Below are 19,413 nucleotides of genomic sequence, written 5' to 3'. Positions count from 1 at the left end.
GACACCCCGCCGGGTGGGGCGGGATGTCCGTCCGGTGGCGCCGCGACTGTGGGGTCGCTGGTGGTGCCTACTGGGCCAGCAGCGCCCGGTGCGCTTCCCGGCGTCGTGCCTGTTCGTCCGGATCAGGGACCGGCAGCGAGGCAATCAGCCGTTTGGTGTAGTCGTGCTGCGGCGCGCCCATCACCTGGCTGCCGATGCCCTGCTCCACGAGTTTGCCCTTGTAGAGGACGCCCACCCACTGTGACAGGATGTCCACCACCGCGAGGTCGTGGCTGATGAACAGTGCCGCGAACCCGAACTCGGCCTGGATTTCCTTGAAGAGTTCCAGGACCTTCGCCTGCACCGAAACGTCCAGGGCCGACGTCGGCTCGTCAGCGATCAGCAACCGCGGGTTCAGGATCAGTGCCCGCGCCAGCGACGCCCGCTGGCGCTGCCCGCCGGACAGCTCGTGCGGGTACCGCTGGGCGTACGACGCCGGCAACTGCACTGATTCAAGCAGCTCAGCAACGCGTTTGCGCGCCTGCGCCGGGCTCGGATTGGTGTGAATGATCATGGGCTCCGCTACGCAGTCGCCGATGGTCAGCTGGGGGTTGAAGGACGCAGCCGGATCCTGGAACACAAAGCCAATATCCTTCCGGAGGGGCTTGAACGTCCGCTCCTTGAGGTTCAGCATCTCGTAGCCGAGTACCTTCAGGCTGCCGCCCGTGGTCCGGTTCAGGCCCGCGATGGCCCGGCCGATGGTGGTTTTCCCTGATCCGGATTCGCCCACCAGTCCAAAGACTTCGCCCTGGGACACGGTGAAGCTGACCCCGTCCACGGCCTTGAAGGCCGGAGTTCCCAGCCTGCCGGGGTACTCGATGGTCAGGTTGGTTGCCTCCACCAGCACCGGCGAACCCTGGTGGGCGCGTTCCCGCAGGCCCTCCGACGCCGAGTTCCGGCCCAGGTGGGGCACGGCGGCCAGCAGCTTCTTGGTGTAATCCTGCTTGGGTTCAGCAAAAAGCACGCGCACCGGCGCCTCCTCCACCACATCACCCTGGTACATCACCACTACGCGGTCCGCAAGATCGGCCACCACGCCCATGTTGTGGGTGATCAGCACGATCGAGGTGCCGTATATGTCCCGAAGGTCCCGGAGCAGCTCCAGGATTTCGGCCTGGACGGTGACATCCAGGGCTGTGGTGGGTTCATCGGCGACAATCAGTCCCGGGTTCAGGGCCAGCGCGGCGGCGATCACCACGCGCTGCTTCTGGCCGCCGGAGAACTGGTGCGGATAGTAGTTGACCCGGTGCTCCGGATCCGGGATCCCCACTTTGCGCAGCGCCTCAATGGCACGGGCCTTGGCGTCCTTGGCCGAGACCCGTTTCCCGCCGGCACCGCCGGCATGGGCACGGATGCCCTCGGCGATCTGCCAGCCCACGGTGAACACCGGGTTCAGGGCCGTGGACGGCTCCTGGAACACCATGGCCACATCGCGGCCCCGAATCTGCCTCAGCTTCGCGGCGCTGACGCTGATCACGTTGTTGCCGTTGATCAGGACGGCCCCACCGCTGGTGGCGGTCTCCGGCAGCAGCCCGAGAATGGTTTTCGCGGTCACGGTCTTGCCCGAGCCGGATTCGCCTACGATGGCCAGGACTTCGCCGGAGCGGACGTCCAGGCTCACGTCCTTGACGGCGTAGACGTCTCCGCCGTCGGTGGCAAAGGTGACTTTGAGGTGGTCGATCTCCAGTACGGGCTGGTCTGCCGGCCTGGACTGGTCAGCTACGGAATCCATATTGATGGTCACAGTCCTCTCACATCCGCTGCGATGGCGGCCTGCGCGGCCGCGGTTGATGGTCCCGGGGCGCCCTTGGCGCCGGCAGCCTTGCGACCGCGCAAGCGCGGATCGTTCAGGTCGTTGATGCTTTCACCCACGAGGGTGAGGCCAACCACCGTCATGACGATCGCCAGGCCGGGAAAGAGGCCCGTCCACCAGATGCCGGAGGTTGTGTCGGCGAGGGCCTTGTTCAGGTCAAAGCCCCACTCCGCCGCGGAGCTGGGCTCGATGCCGAAGCCCAGGAAGCCCAGGCCGGCCAGCGTGAGGATGGCCTCCGAGGCGTTGAGAGTGAAGATCAACGGCAGGGTCCTGGTGGCGTTTTTGTAGATGTGGCGGCTCATGATGCGAATATTTGAGGCGCCCACAACTTTGGCGGATTCAACGAAAGGCTCTGCTTTCAGCCGGACGGTCTCGGCCCGGATGACCCTGAAGTACTGCGGAATGAAGACCAGGGTAATGGCCGTGCCCGCTGCCAAGACACCGCCGATGAGGCTGGACTGGCCGCCGCTGATCACGATCGCCATAACGATGGCCACCAGCAGCGAAGGGAAGGCATAGACCGCATCGGCGATGACCACGAGGATCCGGTCCAGCCAGCCGCCGAGGTAGCCGCTCACCAATCCCAGAATCACGCCGATCACGATGGACATCAGGACAGCCACCACAATGACGAACAGGGCCGTCTGGGCACCCCAGACAACTCGGGACAACACGTCGTAACCGCCCACTGTGGTACCGAGCAGGTGCTTTCCGCCGGGGGCCTCCTGGGTGGGGAAATTGCCGTCAGCGTCCGCTAGTTGGGCGAAACCGTACGGGGCGAGCAGCGGGGCGAAGGCCGCGGTCAGGACGAACAGGCCCGTGAGAACCAGGCCCGCCACGAGCATGCCACGCTGCAGTCCGACGCTTTTGTTGAAGTGCGAAACCACCGGCAACCGCCGGTAGAAGGGGGCCCGCGGGTTTGCCAGCGGCTCGTTTGCCGGAAGGACGCTCATGTCAGTACCTCACCCGGGGGTCGATCAGCGCGGCCACTATGTCCACGATGAAGTTGGTCACCGCGACGATAATGGCCAGGAGGACCACAATGCCCTGGACCGCCACGAAGTCGCGTGCGGTCAGGTAGTTGGCGAGCTGGAACCCCAGGCCCTTCCACTCAAAGGTTTTTTCGGTCAGGACGGCCCCGCCGAGCATCACGGCGATCTGCAGGCCCATCACGGTGATGATGGGGATCAGCGCAGGCTTGTACGCGTGCTTGGTGACCAGCCGGAACTCACTGACACCGCGTGAGCGGCCCGCTTCCACGTAGTCCTTGCCCAGTGTTCCGATCACGTTGGTCCGGACCAGCCGGAGGAAGATTCCGGCCGTCAGCAGACCCAGTGCGACGGCGGGAAGCACGGCGTGTGCCATGACGTCGCCCAGTGCCGCCATGTTGCCGCTGCGGACGGCATCGAGCCAGTAGATTCCGGTGGGAGCCTGGAGGGACGTCAGTGCCAGCTCGGATGACGTCTTGGCGCGTCCGGCGACCGGTAGCCAGCCCAGCCAGACGGCGAACGTCAGCTTAAGCAGCATGCCGGCGAAAAAGACCGGCGTTGCGTAGCAAAGGATCGCGAAGACCCGCAGCACTGCGTCGGGTGCGTGGTCGCGGCGCTGGGCGGCAATCATGCCGAGCGGGATTCCCACCAGGAGGGCCAGGATCAGCGCGTTGATGGACAGTTCCAGGGTGGCTGAACCGTAGGTGGTCAGCATCTCTGAGACGGCCCGGTTGTCCGTGAGGGTCCGGCCAAAGTTTCCGGTGGCCAGCTGGCCCAGGTATTCGAAGTACTGGACCAGGATTGGACGGTCGTAGCCCGCGTTGTGGATCCGTTCCTGGAGCTGTTCGGCGGGCAGCCTGCCACCCATGGCCGCGGTGATGGGATCGCCGGTGATCCGCATGAGGAAGAACACCATGGTGACGAGGATGAAGATGGTGGGAAAGATCAGCAGGAACCGGACAAGAATGTACTGCCCCAGCCCCCCGCCGGAAGATTTCTTGCTGGACGGAAGGATTCCGTCTGCGTCGCTGGGCGGCGCGTCAATCAAAGTAGTCATTGGTACCTAAGTTTTGTGGTGGCCGGAGCCAGCTCCCCCGAGGCGCTGGCCTGTGACCAGCAGCGAGGCGGGACGCCGGTAGACGTCCCGCCTCGCTGCCGCAATCAAAGCCGGATGGGTCGGGGACCTACTTGGACATCACACCAAGACGGGTCTTGAAGGAGGCATCCAGCGTCTTCTCGACGCCCTTCACATCCGTGCCGGCAACCATGACCTGGGCGCCCTGCAGCAGTGGAAGCGTGGAGAGGTCCTTGGCAATGGCCTCCTGGGCCTCGCCCAGGAGCTTGCTCCGCTCCGCCTTGTCCGTGGTGACCAGCTGCTTGTTGACAACCGCGGTGACTGCCGCATTCTCGTAGTGGTTGCCCAGGAAGTTCCCCGGGATGAAGAACGGCGTCAGGTAGTTGTCGGCGTCGGAGTAGTCCGGGAACCAGCCGAGCTGGTAAACGGGGTAGGCGTCAGCACGCCGTTCCTTCGTGTAGGTGGTCCACTCGGTGGACTTGAGGTCCACGGTGAACAGGGCCGATTTTTCCAGCTGCTGCTTCACCAGTGCGTATTCGTCAGCCGCCGACGTGCCGTACCTGTCGGTGTACTGCAGCTTCAGGTCCACCACAGAAGTGACACCGGCATCCGCGAGCACCTGCTTGGCCTTGTCCAGGCTGGGCTTGCCGGTGCCGTCACCGTAGAGGCTCTTCAGCGGCTCGGCGGCCCCTTCGAAGCCTTGCGGGACGTAGGAGTACACGGGTGTGTACGTGTTCTTGAAGACCTGTGACGCGATGACGTCACGGTCCACGAGGTGGGCGATGGCCTGGCGCACTGCCAGCGACTTCTTGGCATCGGCCTCAGGAGTCTTGGCGCCGAAGGGCATGGTGTCGAAGTTGAACACCATGTAGCGGAGCTCGCCGCCGGGGCCCTTGTGGACCTTGACCTTGGAGTCCTTCTCAAGGTCGGCAACGTCCGTTGCAGTCAGGATGCGGCCTGCGACGTCGATATTGCCTTGCTGCACGTCCAGCTTGAGGTTGTTGGGGTCAGCGTAGTGCTTCAGGTTTGCACCCTCGTTGGAGGCTGCGCCGAGCAGGCCCTTGTAGTCCGCGTTGGGCTTGAAGCTGACAAGCTCGTTCTTTTTGTAGCTTTCAATGGTGTACTGGCCGGCGAACGGCTTGCCCTTGATGATGGCGTCGTCATCCATGACCTTGTCAGCCGGGAAGACCTGCTCGTCCACGATGGGACCGGGGTTGGAGGCGAGTACGCCCGGGAACACCTGGTCGTTGGCGGCCTTGAGCGTGAAGACCACAGTGGTGGGATCCTTGGCTTCCACCGTGCCCATGTTGGACAGCAACGACGCGGGACCGTTGGGATCGTTGATGGCCACGACGCGCTTGAACGAGAACACCACGTCCGAGGAATCGAGGGTGTTGCCGTTGGCGAACTTCAGCCCGGATTTGAGCTTCACCGTGTATTCGGTGGGGCTGGTGAAGGAAGCAGATTCGGCGATATCCGGGCTGGCGTCCGCGGTGCCGGGCTTGTAGTTCAGGAGGAACGGGTAGATCTGGTTCATCACCATAAAGGATCCGCCGTCATAGGAACCTGCGGGATCGAGCGTGACCACTTTGTCAGTCGTTCCGTAGGTGATGGTGCCGCCACCGGCACTCTGGGTGGAAGTTCCGTCTCCGCCCGTGGGGCCGGTGCAGGCCGTCAATGCGAAAGCGGAAACGCCTGCGAGCGCGATAACGCTGCGCAAGGCTTTGGTGCTCTTGGTCATCTGTGAACTTTCTGTTCGATGAGTACGCGCTCGCCGCCCGCAAATGGGTGTCTTGGCTTGAGCGGGCAGCGCGCTGTCCTGATGCCTAGATTCAACCAGACGCCGGACTCATCAACCGGCTTTTTTGTGAGTTGAGACACAAAATTTACCTGACCGGGGTAAATTTGCTCCGCCTCAGAGCTCCGCGCGCTGCAACGACCGGGCAGCGTCGATCGTGGCCTGTCCCAGGACGCGGCTGCCCTGGTAGAGGACCACTGTCTGGCCGGGTGCCACACCGCGCAGCGGATCGGTCAACGTGACCAGCAGCTGGGGTGCACCCTCGCCGGGCAGCATTCGCGCGGTTGCCGGCACGGGGTCCCCGTGGGCGCGGACCTGGGCATAGCAGTCAAACTCGGCGCCCGTTTCGATTTCCGCGATGGGCAGGCCGGCCCACGAGACCTTGATGCCGCGGATCTCGTCAATGGCCAGCAGCGCCTGGGGTCCCACCACTACCTTGTTTTCCTTGGGCCGGATCTCCAGGACGAACCTGGGCTTGCCGTCCGCTGCGGGTGTGCCGAGCTTCAGGCCGCGGCGCTGTCCCACGGTGAACGCGTTGGCTCCCGGGTGCTCCCCCACCTTCGTGCCGGTCTCGTCCACAATGTCACCGGTGGTCATGTCGATCTTTTCGGCGAGCCAGCCCGCGGTGTCGCCGTCCGGAATGAAGCAGATGTCGTGGCTGTCGGGCTTGTTGGCCACTGACAGTCCACGGCGCTCGGCCTCGGCCCGCACCTCAGCCTTGGAGGGCGTGTCGGCCAGCGGGAACATGGAGTGCTTGAGCTGCTCGTGGGTCAGGACACCCAGGACGTAGCTCTGGTCCTTGGCCCAGTCCGCCGCTCGGTGAAGTTCGGGGTTGCCATCGGCGTCCTTGATGACCTTGGCGTAATGCCCGGTGCAGACGGCGTCAAAGCCCAGGGCTATGGCCTTCTCCAGCAGGGCGGCAAACTTAATCCGCTCGTTGCAGCGCATGCAGGGGTTGGGGGTCCGCCCGGCAGCATACTCATCGATGAAGTCCTGGACCACGTCTTCCTTGAAGCGCTCCGAGAAATCCCAGACGTAATACGGAATGCCCAGCACATCGCAGGCCCGCCACGCATCGCGCGAGTCCTCGATGGTGCAGCAGCCGCGGCTGCCCGTCCGCAGGGTGCCGGGCATCCTGGACAGCGCAAGGTGAACGCCGACGACGTCGTGCCCGGCTTCAACGGCACGTGCTGCGGCAACGGCGGAGTCGACTCCACCGCTCATGGCTGCTAGAACTCGCATGCTGGCTTTCTTTAGGGTTCGGGGGATGCCGGCAGAGGGCGGCTGCCATTAAAACCGGCGGCCGCAGGAATAGCACAATGCCTGCCGCACCATTCTATCGCCACGCCGAATCCTCCCCAAAAGACCCTTGACCCAGCGGGCCTTCACTTCTAAAGTCAGACTTAACGGTTTTAGACTTCGAGTACGCACCAGCGGGAATCGGGCGGACATGGCTGAGGACATTGCTACTGCGAGGGACATTGTGATTGCCGGCGGCGGCCTGGCCGGTGCCACCGCGGCCAAGACCCTGCGGGCGGAAGGGTTCAAAGGCCGGGTGATCATCATCGGCGCCGAGCGCCATCACCCCTACCTGCGTCCGCCGCTGTCCAAGGAGTATCTGCTGGGCAAGGCCGCCGAGGACGCCGTTCCGGTGGTGCCGCCAGGCTGGTACGCGGAGAACGACGTCGGCCTCCGCCTGGGTGCCCGCGTCACGGGCATCCGGCCGGACGGCAGGACGGTGGAGCTGGACGACGGCAGCACACTGTCATACGGCTCCCTGCTGCTCGCCACCGGTGCGGCGCCCCGCACCCTCCGCCTGCCCGGAAGCGACCTGGCCGGGGTATCCACCTTCCGCACCTTGGACGACAGCCGTCGGTTGCGCAGCAGCCTGGCGGCGGGCGGCAGGAACGTGGTGATGATCGGCTCCGGCTGGATCGGCATGGAACTGGCTGCGGCTGCCGCCACGTACGGCAACAACGTCACGCTCCTCGGACTGGAAGAGATCCCCCTGGCCGGGGCCATCGGCCCTGACCTTGGGCGGTTCTTCCGCAGACTCCACGAAGCCAACGGCGTGAGCTTCCGGCTTCCCGCCTCAGCACGGGAACTCACCGGCCACGGCGGTGCTGTCACCGGGGTGGTCACCGATTCCGGAGAGGCGCTACCTGCTGACATCGTGGTCATCGCCGTCGGCGTGGTTCCCGAGACCGGACTCGCGCAGGCGGCCGGCCTCGCCCTGGACAACGGGATCCTCACGGACGCGTCCCTGCGGACCAGCGCGCCCGGCATTTTTGCCGCCGGCGACGTCGCCAACGCCTTGCACCCCTTCACCGGCCAGCACCACCGCAGCGAGCACTGGTCCAATGCCCTGAACGGCGGAAAGGTGGTTGCCAGGGCCATGCTCGGCCAGGATGCAGTCCTGAGCACCATCCCCTACTTCTACACCGATCAGTACGACGTCAACATGGAGTACTCCGGCTTCCCGGCCCTGGCGGCGGGCGCTGAGCCGGTGATCCGGGGCTCGCTGGAGAACAAGGAGTTCATCGCGTTCTGGCAGCAGGATTCCAGGGTGGTGGCCGGGATGAGCGTCAACTGGCCGCGGAAGCCACAGCCCGGCGCGCAGAAGACCGTCAAGGCCCTCATCTCGGCCAGGACCCGAGTCACAGCGGGGCGCCTGGCCGACAACTCCGTTGGGCTCGATCAGCTCCTGCCGGAGGACGCCTGACGCGCTACCGTTCCCGCAGTCTGGATCGAGGATTCATGCCCGGCCATCCCTGCCTGGCGGGCGCGTTGGTATGCGCCGGGGAGGGCTGCCAGCAAGGCATCCACGTCCGCGTCGGTTGAGGCATGTCCCAGCGTGAAGCGCTGGGCGCCGCGGGCTGTCTCCTCGTCCAGCCCCATGGCCAGCAGCACGTGGGACGGGCGCGGGACACCGGCCGTACAGGCGGATCCCGTGGAGGATTCCACCCCCACCAGGTCCAGCAGGAACAGCAGCGAATCACCTTCGCAGCCAGGGAACGTGAAATGCGCGTTGCCGGGCAGCCTCCCCTCCCCCGGGGCGCCGCGGAGTGCAGCTTCGGGCACCCGCTGAAGGACGCCGTCGATGAGCCTGTCCCGCAGGGCCGCGATCCTCGCGGACTCGGCCGCAAGCCGTGCGGTGGCGGCCTCGGCGGCAGCAGCGAAGGCGGCGATAGACGCCGTGTCCAGCGTCCCGGAGCGCACGTCGCGTTCCTGGCCGCCACCGTGCTGCACCGGAGTCAGCTTGACGGCCCGCCCCAGCAGGAGGGCGCCGACTCCCACCGGTCCGCCGATCTTGTGCCCGGAAACGGACATCGCGTCCAGCCCGGAATCCTTGAAATCCACCGGCAGCGAGCCGAAGGCCTGCACGGCATCCGAATGGACCGGCACGCCGGCGGCGTGCGCCAGCTGCACAATCCTGTGCACCGGCTGGATGGTGCCCACTTCATTGTTGGCCCACATGACCGTCACGAGCGCAATGGTCCCGGGGTCCCGGGCCAGCTCGGCGGCGAGGACGCCCAGGTCCACCACGCCCTCGCTGTCCACCGGAAGCCACGTGACAATGGCGCCCTCGTGCCGCTCCAGCCATTCCACGGTGTCCAGCACGGCATGATGCTCGACGGCGGAGCAGAGGATGCGGCGCCGTGCCGGGTCTTCGCCGGAACGGGCCCAGTACAGGCCCTTCACGGCAAGGTTGTCCGACTCAGTGCCCCCGGACGTAAAGATGACCTCGGAAGGATGGGCGCCGGCCGCTTTCGCGATGGCTTCCCTGGCGTCCTCCACGGAGCGGCGGGCACGCCGGCCCGAGCCGTGCAGGGACGAAGGATTGCCGGTGCGGGCAAGTTCCCGGGTCAGGGCTGCCAGCGCCTCGGCGGAAAGTGGCGTGGTGGCTGCATGATCGAGGTAGACGGGCACGCCTCAATTCTAGCGGCGTCCAGGGCGGCACACCCGCGGCCCCGGCCCATCAGGTGTCAGGGCGGGGTGATCCTGGCGCAGCACTGGCCAGGCTCGTTGTTCGGCGCTATACGTTCCTCCGGCTCCCCGCACGCCGCAGCCGCGCCCTGCAGAAATGATCCGTTCATGGCGCAGACGACTTCCGGGTGCCCGTCCGAGAGCCGATGGAACGGGCAGTTCACCAGCACAAAGCCGCCTGCGCCGTCAGGCGTCGGCTCGTAGCCCTCCCCCGCCATGAAGTCCGCCAGGCTTGCGGCGCCGGCGGCCAGCGCCTGGCCCTTACCGTACGACGCGGTCAGCAGGGAATTGCCCACGGCTCCGCCGGTCGCTGTGGAGTGCTCGATCGCTGCGACCAGCAGCTCAGCGGCGAGGTCATAGTTGCGGTCCGGCACGAAAGCGCCGACTTCACTCGTTGATTGCCGGTACATCTTCGCCGGCCGCCCGGAGCCAGGACCTGACTTCCCGGCGGCCTTGTGGAATTCCACCGCGAGGAGTCCGTCCTGGACCAGCCTGTCAAGGTGGAAGGACGCCGTGCTTCTTGGCAGGCCGAGGGCCAGCGCAGCCTCATCGCGCCCGACTGCGGCATCGGAAGCGGCAACCAGTTCAAAAAGCTGCCGGCGCTTGTCGTCGCCCAAGGAAGCCACGGCCGCCATGCGGCGGCCCCACGGAAGTCTGCGCACCCTGTAACCCTAACTCTAAAAACAACATCCATTGCTTAATGGTGCTAATCTTTCTAAAATAATCATACCTACTTTTAGAAGGAGTCCACCATGACAACCAACGCGAAAATCACCGCAGGCAGTCGGCTACAGGCTATGGCACCGGACAGGCAGGCCTTCTTCCTGCTGCGCACCGTGTTCACCGTCGCACCGATTCTCTTCGGGCTGGACAAGTTCACCAACATCCTGACCGACTGGACCATCTACCTCGCGCCGGTTGCCACCTCCGTGGTGCCAGTGTCGGCGCAGACCTTTATGTACATCGTCGGCGTCGTGGAGATCGTCGCCGGCATTGCGGTGGCCGTCCGGCCCCGGTTCGGTTCCCTGCTGGTCGCCGTCTGGCTGCTGGGCATCATCGTCAACCTGCTGGTCCTGGGCAGCTTCTACGACGTTGCCTTACGGGACTTCGGCCTGCTCGTGGGCGCGCTGGCCCTGAACCGCCTTTCCCCCGCCGGGTCCTGGCGCAGGCATGGTAAGTAACCAACACCGCTAGTTCGACGGCGGAACCACACGGAGGCGTTCTGCGACGTCGGCCCGGGCGGCTGCCAGTGTGGCATCGTCCGGGCAGGCCACCGAAATGTAGACCGACGATGCCGCGGTGCCGAACACCCGGGCCATAACGGCCGTGGCCCTGACGCCCGCTTGGCCGGGTTTCTCCAGCACCATTACCTCGGCCGATGGCCCCGGCTTGCCAACCTCACCGCCCCAACGCAGCGTCGCGGTCTTCAGATAACCGGGCAGGATGGTCGGATCCAGGTACGTGAAGAGGCCAATGGTCGATTCCTTGTCGTCTTGGAGTGCCAGCGGGACCTGGTTGGTGCGGACCTTGGCCGCCACCAGGCAGCCATCGGCCTTCACGAATTGACTCTCGCCGGCCACGTTCTCCTTGACCTGCTGCCAGCCGGGTGCTTCCTTCAGTCCGTCCGATATCCCCACGGGGACTCCGGTGGCCAGGGAACCGCCCGCGGAGAACGGCATGTCCTTTTCTGCCACCGCTTCTGCGTCGTGGCCAGGGGTAATAGTGGGCGTGGCCAGGGCGGTGACGGTCGGCTCCACTTTCGGGGCGGCCGGATCGGGCACATCAACACTGCAGCCCCCCAGTGTGCTCACGCCAAGCAGCGCCCCCGCCACGAGTACAGCCGCATGTGCCTTCACGTCCACCCCAATAAGTTCGCCCCGGACGGCCAGCCTGCCGTCCTCCTGAAAGAGTCTAGACGCCGGCCGCGGGAACCACTGGGGCGTGCGCAGACGTTGTGTGGGCAGGCCGTAAACTGGGGCCCACCGGGCTGCCTGCCGTGGACTGGCCAGACGAAGAAAAAGGATGAGTGCTTGACCGAGAGCAGCAGCTCCTACTACGAGGTGCTCCGTGTCGCCGTGACGGCCACCGACAAGGAGATCAAGGTGGCCTACCGCCGGGCCGCGCGGAAGGCCCATCCTGACCATGGCGGGGACGCCGCTGCTTTCCGGCGAGTGACGGCAGCATACGAAACCCTCATAGACCCCACGCGCCGGAAGGCCTACGACCGCTCGTACGCCGCTGGAACCGCCCGCAACACCGACGATTCCGCCGCAGGGCCGCACTTTGATGCGCCGGCGGCGGGCAGCCATGCCTCGGCCACAGTGCACAGAACCACCACGCCGCGGAACACCGCAGGCGACCCGCCCCTTTATGTCCCGCCCTACGATGCCGCGGCTTTCGAGGCGTCCGGCACGGTGCCGCTTATCCCGTTCGCCCAGGCCAGCCAGCAGGTCCACGGGATGCCGCGCAAACGGGGTATTTTTGGCGCCGAGGCCCGAATCCAGCGCGAACTGCGCACGGTGCAGCTCATCACCCGCCAGGTTCTGCCTGCGATTCCTGCGGCCCGGCTGGTCAACGGCCTGCAGTCCCCGGCCGATAACAGCCACATCGACCACGCACTCCTGTCCGGCTACCGGCTGGCGCTGATCGGGTCCATGCTGCTGCCAAAGGGCGCCTACGCCTGGGACGGGCAAACCCTGAGGCACGGCGGACGTTCCATCGCGCCGCCGCAACTGGCCCACGTTGTCCGGGCCATGCAGGACATCTTCCCGGAACTGAACGTCACCGGCTGGACAGTCATCCACAGCGCCGACGGCAACCTCCACGAACCCGTCATCGACCGCCACCGGCGAACAGCCGGCACGTCCGAAACCATCCAGGTGGTGAACGCGGCAGGCCTGGTCCGCGGCCTCAAGCACTTCCTCTCCTCCGGCCCCACACCCAACACCGTCAATGTGTCCGTGCTGGCCAGGCTGCTTCGCGGCATGCACTGAACCGTTGCATGCGCTGGGAAGCGGGCACTGAACCGTTGACCCGGATTGGTTGACTAGGATTGGACGGTGTTCCGAATCCTCTTCCATGCCCCCGAAATCCCCGGCAACACCGGCAATGCGATCAGGCTGGCAGCCATAACCGGCGCCCAACTGCACCTGGTGGAACCCCTCGGCTTTGATTTCTCCGATGCCAAGCTCCGGCGCGCCGGCCTGGACTACCACGACCTCGCCGTCGTCACCGTCCACAAAAGCATTGAGGACGCCTGGCGCGAACTGCAGCCGGAGCGTGTGTACGCCTTCACCTCGGACGGCACCGCCAGCTACGCGGACATCGCCTACCGCCCCGGGGACGTCCTGATGTTCGGCCAGGAATCAGTGGGCCTGCCGGAACACCTCAAAAGCGATCCGCATGTCACGGCCACCGTGCGGCTTCCCATGCTGCCGTCCCTCCGTTCGCTGAACCTGGCCAACGCGGCGTCCATTGCTGTCTACGAGGCCTGGCGCCAGCAGGGATTTTCCGGCGCCCAGATTTGAGCGCCCGCGGCCCATCCGGACGGCTGCCTGCACCGAATCACTCCTGACAGCAATTCCAGGGCGAGGAAGGAGCGGCAGGTGACACGGCTAGCGACGAGGCGGGCGGCGCCGTCGGCTCTCCCCGTTCCCCGGGTCAGCACCGGCCGCGACGCTCAGGTTTCACCGCCGGGCGACTTATGCTGGGTAGTGATGGAAACTCCCAACGCGCCAAACTCCGAGGCCCCGGCCGCAGTCACTGACTCACCGGCGGACCTCGGCAAGCGCTTGGCCGGGCTGCTCGCCCGCATAGCCGGCGGCGACCAGGCCGCGTTTGCCGAGTTCTACCAACTGACATCGCGCAGGGTGTTCGGCATGGCGCGGCGAGTGCTCATCGATCCCGAACTCAGCGAAGACGCCACGCAGGAGGTTTTCCTCCAGGTCTGGCAGAACGCCGCGAAGTTCAACCCGGAAGCAGGCAGTCCGCTGTCGTGGCTGATGACCATTTCACACCGCCGGGCCGTGGACAAGGTCCGTTCCTCGCAGTCGGCCACCGACCGCGAGGCCAAATACGGCGCCAGCAGCCAGGACGTGGACCACGACTCCGTCTCCGCCGAGGTGGACAGCAGGCTCGAGGCCGAGGCGGTGGTCCGGTGCCTGGAAACACTGACCGAAACACAACAGGAATCCGTGCGGCTGGCCTACTACGGCGGCCTCACTTACCGCGAAGTCGCGGAAAAGCTAAACGCAGCAGTACCCACCATCAAGTCCCGCATCCGCGACGGACTGATCCGCTTGAAGACCTGTCTGGGGGTGAGTTGAGATGACAGAAATGAATAGTCAGGGAGGCACCCGCCGTCCCGGCTCGTTCGGAACTGAGATCGCCGCCGACCTGGAATCCGGGCGGGCCGCGGATCTCGCCGAGCTCTATGCCCTGGACGCGATCAGCGATGCCGAACGCGCCGCCATTGACCGCTACATCTCCGCCGCGCCCGACGCCGAGCGCAGCGCCTTCTTTGAGCGTGTCCGCCAGGCAAGGGAGACCCTCGCGACGTCCTTCACGGCTGAGGCCGAGCCTCCCGCGGATCTTTTCGCCCGCATCGTGTCGCAGTTGCCGTCCCTCACGCAACTCCCCGCTGATGGGCCCACCGAAGTCATTGCTGCGCCTGCCGCGGCAGCCACGCCGTCCGCACAGGCGCCGGCAGAAGCCCCGGATGAGCTCGCCGCTGCCAGGGTCCGCCGGGAAGAACGACGCCGGCCTGCCGGCGCCCGCCGCTGGCTCACCGCAGTCGCCGCCGCCGCCGTAATCGCCCTCGGTGGCGTGGGCGTGGGTGCCTACATCACGGACCAGAACGACCCCCTGAACCAGGTCGTCCGGGCCGGCGACGTCCGCGAAGCCTCCGTACCCGTCTCCGCCGGCGGCACCGCCACCGTGCTGATTTCGTCGTCGAAGGATGCCGTGGTGGTCAAGATGAACGGTGTACCCGCACCGCCGGCTGGCAAGGTTTACCAGATGTGGCTGATCCCGAAGGACGGCTCGGCACCGGTTTCCCAGGGCCTGATGGACGAAGCAGCCCTGTCAAAGCCTGCCGTGGTGAAGGGCATTGCGTCCGCTGCAGCGCTCGGCATCACCGTGGAGCCGGTGGGCGGTTCGGCTACCCCGACGTTCCCCACCGTGGCGGCCGCACCTCTGGGCGCCTGAGCCCCCAGTTCCTGTCCCATAGGGGAAATCCGCGGCCGCGGACGTCCTAGAAGCCGGCGATCGTCCCAGGGCCGTTGACGGCGACCACGTGGAAGGCTTCGGCGCTGCGGCCCTCAGCAAAGCCCGCACGCTGTGCGCTCATGTGCATGCCGTTCCGCACCGCCGCTTCCATGGCCGCGACATCGGGATGCTGGCTCACGTGCACGTGGATCGCGTCGAGCTTGGCGTCCACATGGTCGGTGACATCCTCAAAGTGGTTCTCCCGCTCTTCGGGCCCGGCATAGAGCCACAGCCACGGCAGCTTGTAGGCCGCGAGGCCTTCCTCGGCCAGCTCCGGATAGGCGAACGGGTTTTCGACCGCAGGGTATACAGCCCGGGTCACGGCCTCCCCCACGGCAAGGTGGTCCGGGTGGCTCTTCTGCAGGCGGTTCCAGTTCCGTTCCGGATGCATGGCAAGCACGACGTCGGGACGGACTTCCCGGATCAGTTTCACCACACCTTTCATCACCGCGTGCGTCGGTTCCAGGTAGCCGTCGCGCTCATGGAGGTAGTGGATGTCGGTCACGCCCACGAGTTCGGCTGCCCGGCGCTGCTCGGCCGCCCTGAGGGCGATGATCTCGGCCCGCTGCGCCGGGTCGAAGCCGCCCGCGTCGCCGTCGGTCATGATGCAGTAGCTGACGTGGATTCCCGCGGCCGTCCAGGCGGCGATGGTGCCGGCTGCACCGAAGTCGATGTCGTCCGGATGGGCGGCGAAACAGAGCACCCGCCCAATCCGGTGGATGTCCGGGTTGAACGGGCTCTGTGCTGAGGCAGCGGAGTGCGCCAAGGTCAGCCTTTTCGCTTCTTGATTTCTTCGGTGGCCTGCGGAAGGACGTCGAAGAGGTCCCCGATGATGCCAAAATCGGCGATTTCGAAGATCGGCGACTCGGCGTCTTTGTTCACGGCCACGATGACCTTCGCCGTCTGCATCCCGGCTTTCTGCTGGATGGCCCCGGAAATGCCGGCGGAGATGTAGAGCTGGGGCGACACGGTCTTGCCGGTCTGGCCCACCTGGGCGTCGTGGCTGATCCAGCCGGCGTCCGTGGCTGCACGGGAGGCCCCGACGGCAGCACCGAGGGCGTCCGCAAGCTGCTCCACGGGGCCGAAGTCGCCGTCCACTCCGCGTCCGCCGGCCACCACGATGCGGGCGTCCGACAGATCCGGGCGGCCGCTGGCCGCCTTCTGCTCGCGGGCGGTGACGCGGGCCGCCGTGGCCGTACCGTCGGCCGGAACTTCGACGGTGGACGTCTCCGGGGCGGAAGCCACGGATGCCGGCTCCGGCGTGACGTTGTTGGCCTTCACCGTCAGCACGGAAACCGCCGTGGTGGCCCTGGCAGAGGTGGTGTAGGACCCCGCGAGGACCGACTTGTGGGCTGTACCGTCGGCGTCGACCGCCACAACGTCGGTGATGACGCCGGCGTTCAGCCGGATGCCGAGCCGCGCCGCGATCTCTTTGCCTTCGGGCGAGTTGTCCAGGAGGACCGTGCCGGCACTGGCGGCACCCGCGGCGGCCGCGAGATAGGCTGCCTTCGCCGAGACAAGGTAGTCATCCAGGTCCTGGGCGGAGGGCCGGAAAACGGCGGTGACGCCGTATTCGGCGAGCGTGGCCGAAACATCCTGATGCAGATCGCCGTTCACGGCAACAGCGGTCTCTCCCAGGGAACGTCCCAGGGTGAGCAGTTCGAGGGTGCTCTTCTTCAGGGCATCGCCGGGGTTGTCAATGAATACGAGTACGTTTGCCATGTCTGTGATCCCTCTTAGAGCAGCTTCTGGGCGGCCAGGAAGTCGACGAGCTTGATGCCGGCGTCGCCTTCGTCGGTGATGATGGTTCCGGCGGTGCGCGGCGGGCGTTCCTCGGCAGCGGTCACCGTGGTCCAGGATCCGGCGTGGCCCACGTGCGCGGGATCAACTCCGATGTCGGCCAGGGACAGGGTGGTGATGCTCTTGCGCTTGGCCGCGATGATGCCCTTGAAGTTGGGGTAGCGCGGCTCGTTGATCTGGTCCGTCACGGAGACCACCGCGGGAAGCGTTGCTTCGACGGTCTCCGAGTAGGTGTCGGCGTCGCGGCGCGCGGTGAGGCGGCCGCCGTCGACCGTCAGGGAGGACGCGAAGGTGACCTGCGGCAGACCCAGGCGCTCGGCGAGCTGGGCCGGGACCAAGGATGTTTCGCCGTCTGTGGACGCCATGCCCGTGAGTACAAGGTCCACCGGCGCGCCGGTGCCAATATGGCGGATGGCAGCCGCGAGCGCGAGCGAAGTGGCGGCGGCGTCTGAGCCGGCCAGTGCACTGTCCGTGAGGTGCACACCTTCGGTTGCGCCCATCTGGAGTGACTTCTTCACCGCGTTCACGGCACCGGACGCGCCCATGCTCAGCGCAATGACCTGGTTGCCGGCTTTGGCCCCACCGCGGGCCTCAGCCAGCTGCAAAGCCGCCTCCAGCGCGTATTCGTCCAGCTCGGAAAGGATGCTTTCGTTACGGTCCGTGGTGTAGCCCTCGCCAGTGAGGTGTCGGTCGAACTGTGCGTCCGGTACATGCTTGACCAGGACGATGATCTTCAATGTCTCTTCCACTGTTTTTACAGCAGCCTTCCATGCTTGTGGACAGCCAGCCGGATGGGGTCATGGCCTCGGAACGCCCGGGGTACGGGTAGATCCTAGCTAACCATATAGCCGTCCCTCGTTGCCGTCCCGTTAACGCCTGTGTCACAGCCCTGCCCGGGCGCGCCGGGGATGACCTTACGACGGCGGCGGCACAGGACGGTGACAACAGGGGGACGGCGGCGATCACCTTTGGTGACCTCCGCCGTCGTCCGCGTTTATGGTTGCCGTGCGCTCTGCTGTTCAGGCCTACTGGTCCGCCGCGGTGCCGAGCGTGACGTCCAGCGTCTGCTCCTGGCCGTTGCGCAGGACGGTGAGCTTGACGGTGGAGCCGCCGGCCTGCTCACGGACGGCCGCTGTGAGCTGGTTAGGCTCGCTGATGACCAGGTCGTTGAACTTGATCACCACATCGCCCACCTTGATACCGGCCTTTGCGGCAGCTGAATTCGGCTCTACCGTTGCCACGTCGGCACCTACGGAGAAGCCCGAGGACGAGCTGCTGGACGACTTTTCCTTGACGCTGACACCCAACTGGCCGTGGGAGGCCTTGCCGGTATCAATGATCTCCTGTGCCACCCGTTTTGCGTGGTTGATGGGGATGCTGAAGCCCACTCCGATATTTCCGCCGGTGGTCGAAGAATCGGAGCCGGCGGACGCGATGGCGACGTTAACGCCGATGATCTCTCCCTTGCTGTTGACCAGCGCTCCGCCGGAGTTGCCGGGGTTGATGGCGGCATCAGTCTGGATCACGTTGATGGAGATGGAACCCTGGTTGGCAGTGCTTTGGCCTTGGCCACCGTTTGGCGGGGCGAACTGGAAGCCCTGATCGCCGCCCTGGGAAGTGTCGCCTTCCTTCGGTGCCGCCGAGGACGCAACACTGATGGTCCGGTTCAGGGTTGAGACGATGCCGTCAGTGACTGTTCCGGTCAGGCCAAGCGGGGAGCCGATGGCGATGGCCGTGTCGCCGACGTTGAGCTTGCCCGAGTCACCGAGCGTGGCTGCGGTGAGCCCGGACGCGTCGTCCACCTTGATGACGGCAAGGTCAGAAAGGGGGTCAGTGCCCACCAGTGTGGCCTTGAGGACCTTGCCCGCGCTGGTCCGGACCTCCAGGGCTGCGTTGGCGCTCTGGCCATCGAGCGTCACCACGTGGGTGTTGGTCAGGATGTGCCCTTCGTTGTCCATAACGATGCCCGAGCCTGTGCCGCCCGAACTGCCGCTCGTGGCACTGATGGTCACCACGCTGGGCGACGCCTTGAGCGCCGCGGCCGTGATGGCGTTGACGTCGTCCTTGTTGTTAACAATCACGGTCTCAGACTGGCTGCCGCTGCTCGCGGCCGACGGCGAGCCATTGTTGAATAGGTTGCCCGAACCGACCGTGGCCACGCCACCACCCACAAGGCCGGCGGCCAGGATGCTTGCCACCAGGGTCCCGACGCCGAAGGAGGCTTTCCTGCGGGGCGCGTCGGCCGGGTTCGGGGCAGCGTTGTACTGGCCTGCATAACCGCCCGGAACGGCGGAATGCGCTCCGTGGTGGCCATATTGCTGGCCGCTGGGCTGGACGGCGCCGTCCGGACCGGGAGTCTGCTGGCCCGGTGTCTGCTGTCCAGGGGCCGGCTGGCTATGCGTTTGTTGGGTATAGAAGGGCTCGCGGGGAGGAAAAACCGGACGGGGTGCACCCGGCAGCGGCTGCATGGGGTTCCCGGGGGCCCCGGAGCGGTCCAGCTGCTCGGTCGGATTAGCCTGACCGGCAGCGTCGCTGCGGACCTCCGCAGGCTTCTGGTCGGGATTCCGGTTCTCGTCCGGATCCCGGTTCTCAGGCGCTGCACCCTGGGTTGGGTTCTCAGTCATTGGACTTCCTTTCATCCTCGTCT

At 65.9% G+C, this 19,413-nt stretch carries 18 protein-coding genes; 6 read left to right on the top strand and 12 right to left on the bottom strand.

Annotated elements, in window-relative coordinates:
* Positions 1-67: 67 nt before the first annotated feature.
* From AU252_RS18150 to mnmA, 5 genes are all read right to left on the bottom strand, one after another.
* A complete protein-coding gene (locus tag AU252_RS18150) occupies positions 68-1,771 on the bottom strand; it encodes an ABC transporter ATP-binding protein (protein ID WP_099093467.1) in 1,704 nt (567 codons plus the stop codon).
* A gap of 8 nt (positions 1,772-1,779) precedes the next feature.
* A complete protein-coding gene (locus AU252_RS18145) occupies positions 1,780-2,805 on the bottom strand; it encodes an ABC transporter permease (protein ID WP_058931919.1) in 1,026 nt (341 codons plus the stop codon).
* A 1-nt stretch (position 2,806) separates the two neighbouring features.
* A complete protein-coding gene (locus tag AU252_RS18140; protein ID WP_058931918.1) occupies positions 2,807-3,898 on the bottom strand; it encodes an ABC transporter permease in 1,092 nt (363 codons plus the stop codon).
* A gap of 127 nt (positions 3,899-4,025) precedes the next feature.
* Complete coding sequence (locus AU252_RS18135) at positions 4,026-5,657, bottom strand: ABC transporter substrate-binding protein (RefSeq protein WP_058931917.1); 1,632 nt, start codon at positions 5,655-5,657, stop codon at positions 4,026-4,028.
* A gap of 174 nt (positions 5,658-5,831) precedes the next feature.
* Positions 5,832-6,956, bottom strand: coding sequence for a tRNA 2-thiouridine(34) synthase MnmA (gene mnmA, locus AU252_RS18130; protein ID WP_083510467.1), 1,125 nt, complete (start codon positions 6,954-6,956; stop codon positions 5,832-5,834).
* A gap of 208 nt (positions 6,957-7,164) precedes the next feature.
* On the opposite strand from mnmA, the gene AU252_RS18125 reads away from it, so the two are divergent.
* Positions 7,165-8,436, top strand: coding sequence for an NAD(P)/FAD-dependent oxidoreductase (locus tag AU252_RS18125; protein ID WP_058931915.1), 1,272 nt, complete (start codon positions 7,165-7,167; stop codon positions 8,434-8,436).
* Here AU252_RS18125 and AU252_RS18120 read toward each other — a convergent pair.
* Together AU252_RS18120 and AU252_RS18115 are read right to left on the bottom strand one after the other, a co-directional pair.
* Entirely contained in the window at positions 8,412-9,644 is a 1,233-nt protein-coding gene (locus tag AU252_RS18120) for a cysteine desulfurase family protein (protein ID WP_058931914.1), read from the bottom strand. The two genes, AU252_RS18125 and AU252_RS18120, sit on opposite strands and share 25 nt — an antisense overlap.
* A gap of 56 nt (positions 9,645-9,700) precedes the next feature.
* Positions 9,701-10,363, bottom strand: coding sequence for a helix-turn-helix transcriptional regulator (locus AU252_RS18115; protein WP_205630593.1), 663 nt, complete (start codon positions 10,361-10,363; stop codon positions 9,701-9,703).
* A 90-nt stretch (positions 10,364-10,453) separates the two neighbouring features.
* Here AU252_RS18115 and AU252_RS18110 point away from each other — a divergent pair, with 90 nt between their 5' ends.
* Positions 10,454-10,882 (top strand): hypothetical protein, encoded by a 429-nt coding sequence (locus AU252_RS18110; protein WP_058931912.1) that lies wholly within the window; start codon positions 10,454-10,456, stop codon positions 10,880-10,882.
* A 9-nt stretch (positions 10,883-10,891) separates the two neighbouring features.
* On the opposite strand, the gene AU252_RS18105 is transcribed toward AU252_RS18110, so the two are convergent.
* Positions 10,892-11,563: a hypothetical protein gene (locus AU252_RS18105; RefSeq protein WP_058931911.1), complete on the bottom strand. Its 672-nt coding sequence runs from the start codon at positions 11,561-11,563 to the stop codon at positions 10,892-10,894.
* A 168-nt stretch (positions 11,564-11,731) separates the two neighbouring features.
* Between AU252_RS18105 and AU252_RS18100 the strand changes: the two genes are divergently transcribed.
* The 4 genes from AU252_RS18100 to AU252_RS18085 all read left to right on the top strand — a co-directional run bounded on the left by AU252_RS18100 (position 11,732) and on the right by AU252_RS18085 (position 14,906).
* Entirely contained in the window at positions 11,732-12,694 is a 963-nt protein-coding gene (locus AU252_RS18100; RefSeq protein WP_058931910.1) for a J domain-containing protein, read from the top strand.
* Positions 12,695-12,760: 66 nt separating this feature from the next.
* A complete protein-coding gene (locus AU252_RS18095; protein ID WP_058931909.1) occupies positions 12,761-13,228 on the top strand; it encodes a tRNA (cytidine(34)-2'-O)-methyltransferase in 468 nt (155 codons plus the stop codon).
* A 189-nt stretch (positions 13,229-13,417) separates the two neighbouring features.
* Positions 13,418-14,026: an ECF RNA polymerase sigma factor SigK gene (gene sigK / locus AU252_RS18090; RefSeq protein ID WP_058931908.1), complete on the top strand. Its 609-nt coding sequence runs from the start codon at positions 13,418-13,420 to the stop codon at positions 14,024-14,026.
* Between the two features lies 1 nt (position 14,027).
* Positions 14,028-14,906, top strand: coding sequence for an anti-sigma factor (locus AU252_RS18085; RefSeq protein WP_058931907.1), 879 nt, complete (start codon positions 14,028-14,030; stop codon positions 14,904-14,906).
* Positions 14,907-14,952: 46 nt separating this feature from the next.
* Here AU252_RS18085 and AU252_RS18080 read toward each other — a convergent pair whose 3' ends face one another.
* The 4 genes from AU252_RS18080 to AU252_RS18065 form a co-directional block, all read right to left on the bottom strand.
* Positions 14,953-15,732 (bottom strand): PIG-L deacetylase family protein, encoded by a 780-nt coding sequence (locus tag AU252_RS18080; protein WP_058931906.1) that lies wholly within the window; start codon positions 15,730-15,732, stop codon positions 14,953-14,955.
* A 2-nt stretch (positions 15,733-15,734) separates the two neighbouring features.
* Positions 15,735-16,688 (bottom strand): electron transfer flavoprotein subunit alpha/FixB family protein, encoded by a 954-nt coding sequence (locus AU252_RS18075; RefSeq protein ID WP_058931905.1) that lies wholly within the window; start codon positions 16,686-16,688, stop codon positions 15,735-15,737.
* A gap of 14 nt (positions 16,689-16,702) precedes the next feature.
* Positions 16,703-17,503, bottom strand: coding sequence for an electron transfer flavoprotein subunit beta/FixA family protein (locus tag AU252_RS18070; protein ID WP_058931904.1), 801 nt, complete (start codon positions 17,501-17,503; stop codon positions 16,703-16,705).
* 288 nt (positions 17,504-17,791) lie between these two features.
* Positions 17,792-19,390: a trypsin-like peptidase domain-containing protein gene (locus AU252_RS18065; protein WP_058931903.1), complete on the bottom strand. Its 1,599-nt coding sequence runs from the start codon at positions 19,388-19,390 to the stop codon at positions 17,792-17,794.
* Positions 19,391-19,413 lie beyond the last annotated feature (23 nt).

This window comes from Pseudarthrobacter sulfonivorans (assembly GCF_001484605.1).
Taxonomy (GTDB): Bacteria; Actinomycetota; Actinomycetes; order Actinomycetales; family Micrococcaceae; genus Arthrobacter; species Arthrobacter sulfonivorans_A.
The sequence above is the reverse complement of the archived record's forward strand: the minus strand, read 5'-3'. Positions and strand labels throughout refer to the sequence as shown.

Excerpts from the sequence above, each read along its gene's own strand:
- AU252_RS18085 (WP_058931907.1), top strand. The coding sequence starts at position 14,028 with ATGACAGAAATGAATAGTCAGGGAGGCACCCGCCGTCCCGGCTCGTTC.
- AU252_RS18145 (WP_058931919.1), bottom strand. The coding sequence starts at position 2,805 with ATGAGCGTCCTTCCGGCAAACGAGCCGCTGGCAAACCCGCGGGCCCCC.
- AU252_RS18110 (WP_058931912.1), top strand. The coding sequence starts at position 10,454 with ATGACAACCAACGCGAAAATCACCGCAGGCAGTCGGCTACAGGCTATG.
- AU252_RS18075 (WP_058931905.1), bottom strand. The coding sequence starts at position 16,688 with ATGGCAAACGTACTCGTATTCATTGACAACCCCGGCGATGCCCTGAAG.
- AU252_RS18135 (WP_058931917.1), bottom strand. The coding sequence starts at position 5,657 with ATGACCAAGAGCACCAAAGCCTTGCGCAGCGTTATCGCGCTCGCAGGC.
- AU252_RS18140 (WP_058931918.1), bottom strand. The coding sequence starts at position 3,898 with ATGACTACTTTGATTGACGCGCCGCCCAGCGACGCAGACGGAATCCTT.
- AU252_RS18125 (WP_058931915.1), top strand. The coding sequence starts at position 7,165 with ATGGCTGAGGACATTGCTACTGCGAGGGACATTGTGATTGCCGGCGGC.
- AU252_RS18150 (WP_099093467.1), bottom strand. The coding sequence starts at position 1,771 with ATGGATTCCGTAGCTGACCAGTCCAGGCCGGCAGACCAGCCCGTACTG.
- AU252_RS18065 (WP_058931903.1), bottom strand. The coding sequence starts at position 19,390 with ATGACTGAGAACCCAACCCAGGGTGCAGCGCCTGAGAACCGGGATCCG.
- sigK (WP_058931908.1), top strand. The coding sequence starts at position 13,418 with ATGGAAACTCCCAACGCGCCAAACTCCGAGGCCCCGGCCGCAGTCACT.
- mnmA (WP_083510467.1), bottom strand. The coding sequence starts at position 6,956 with ATGCGAGTTCTAGCAGCCATGAGCGGTGGAGTCGACTCCGCCGTTGCC.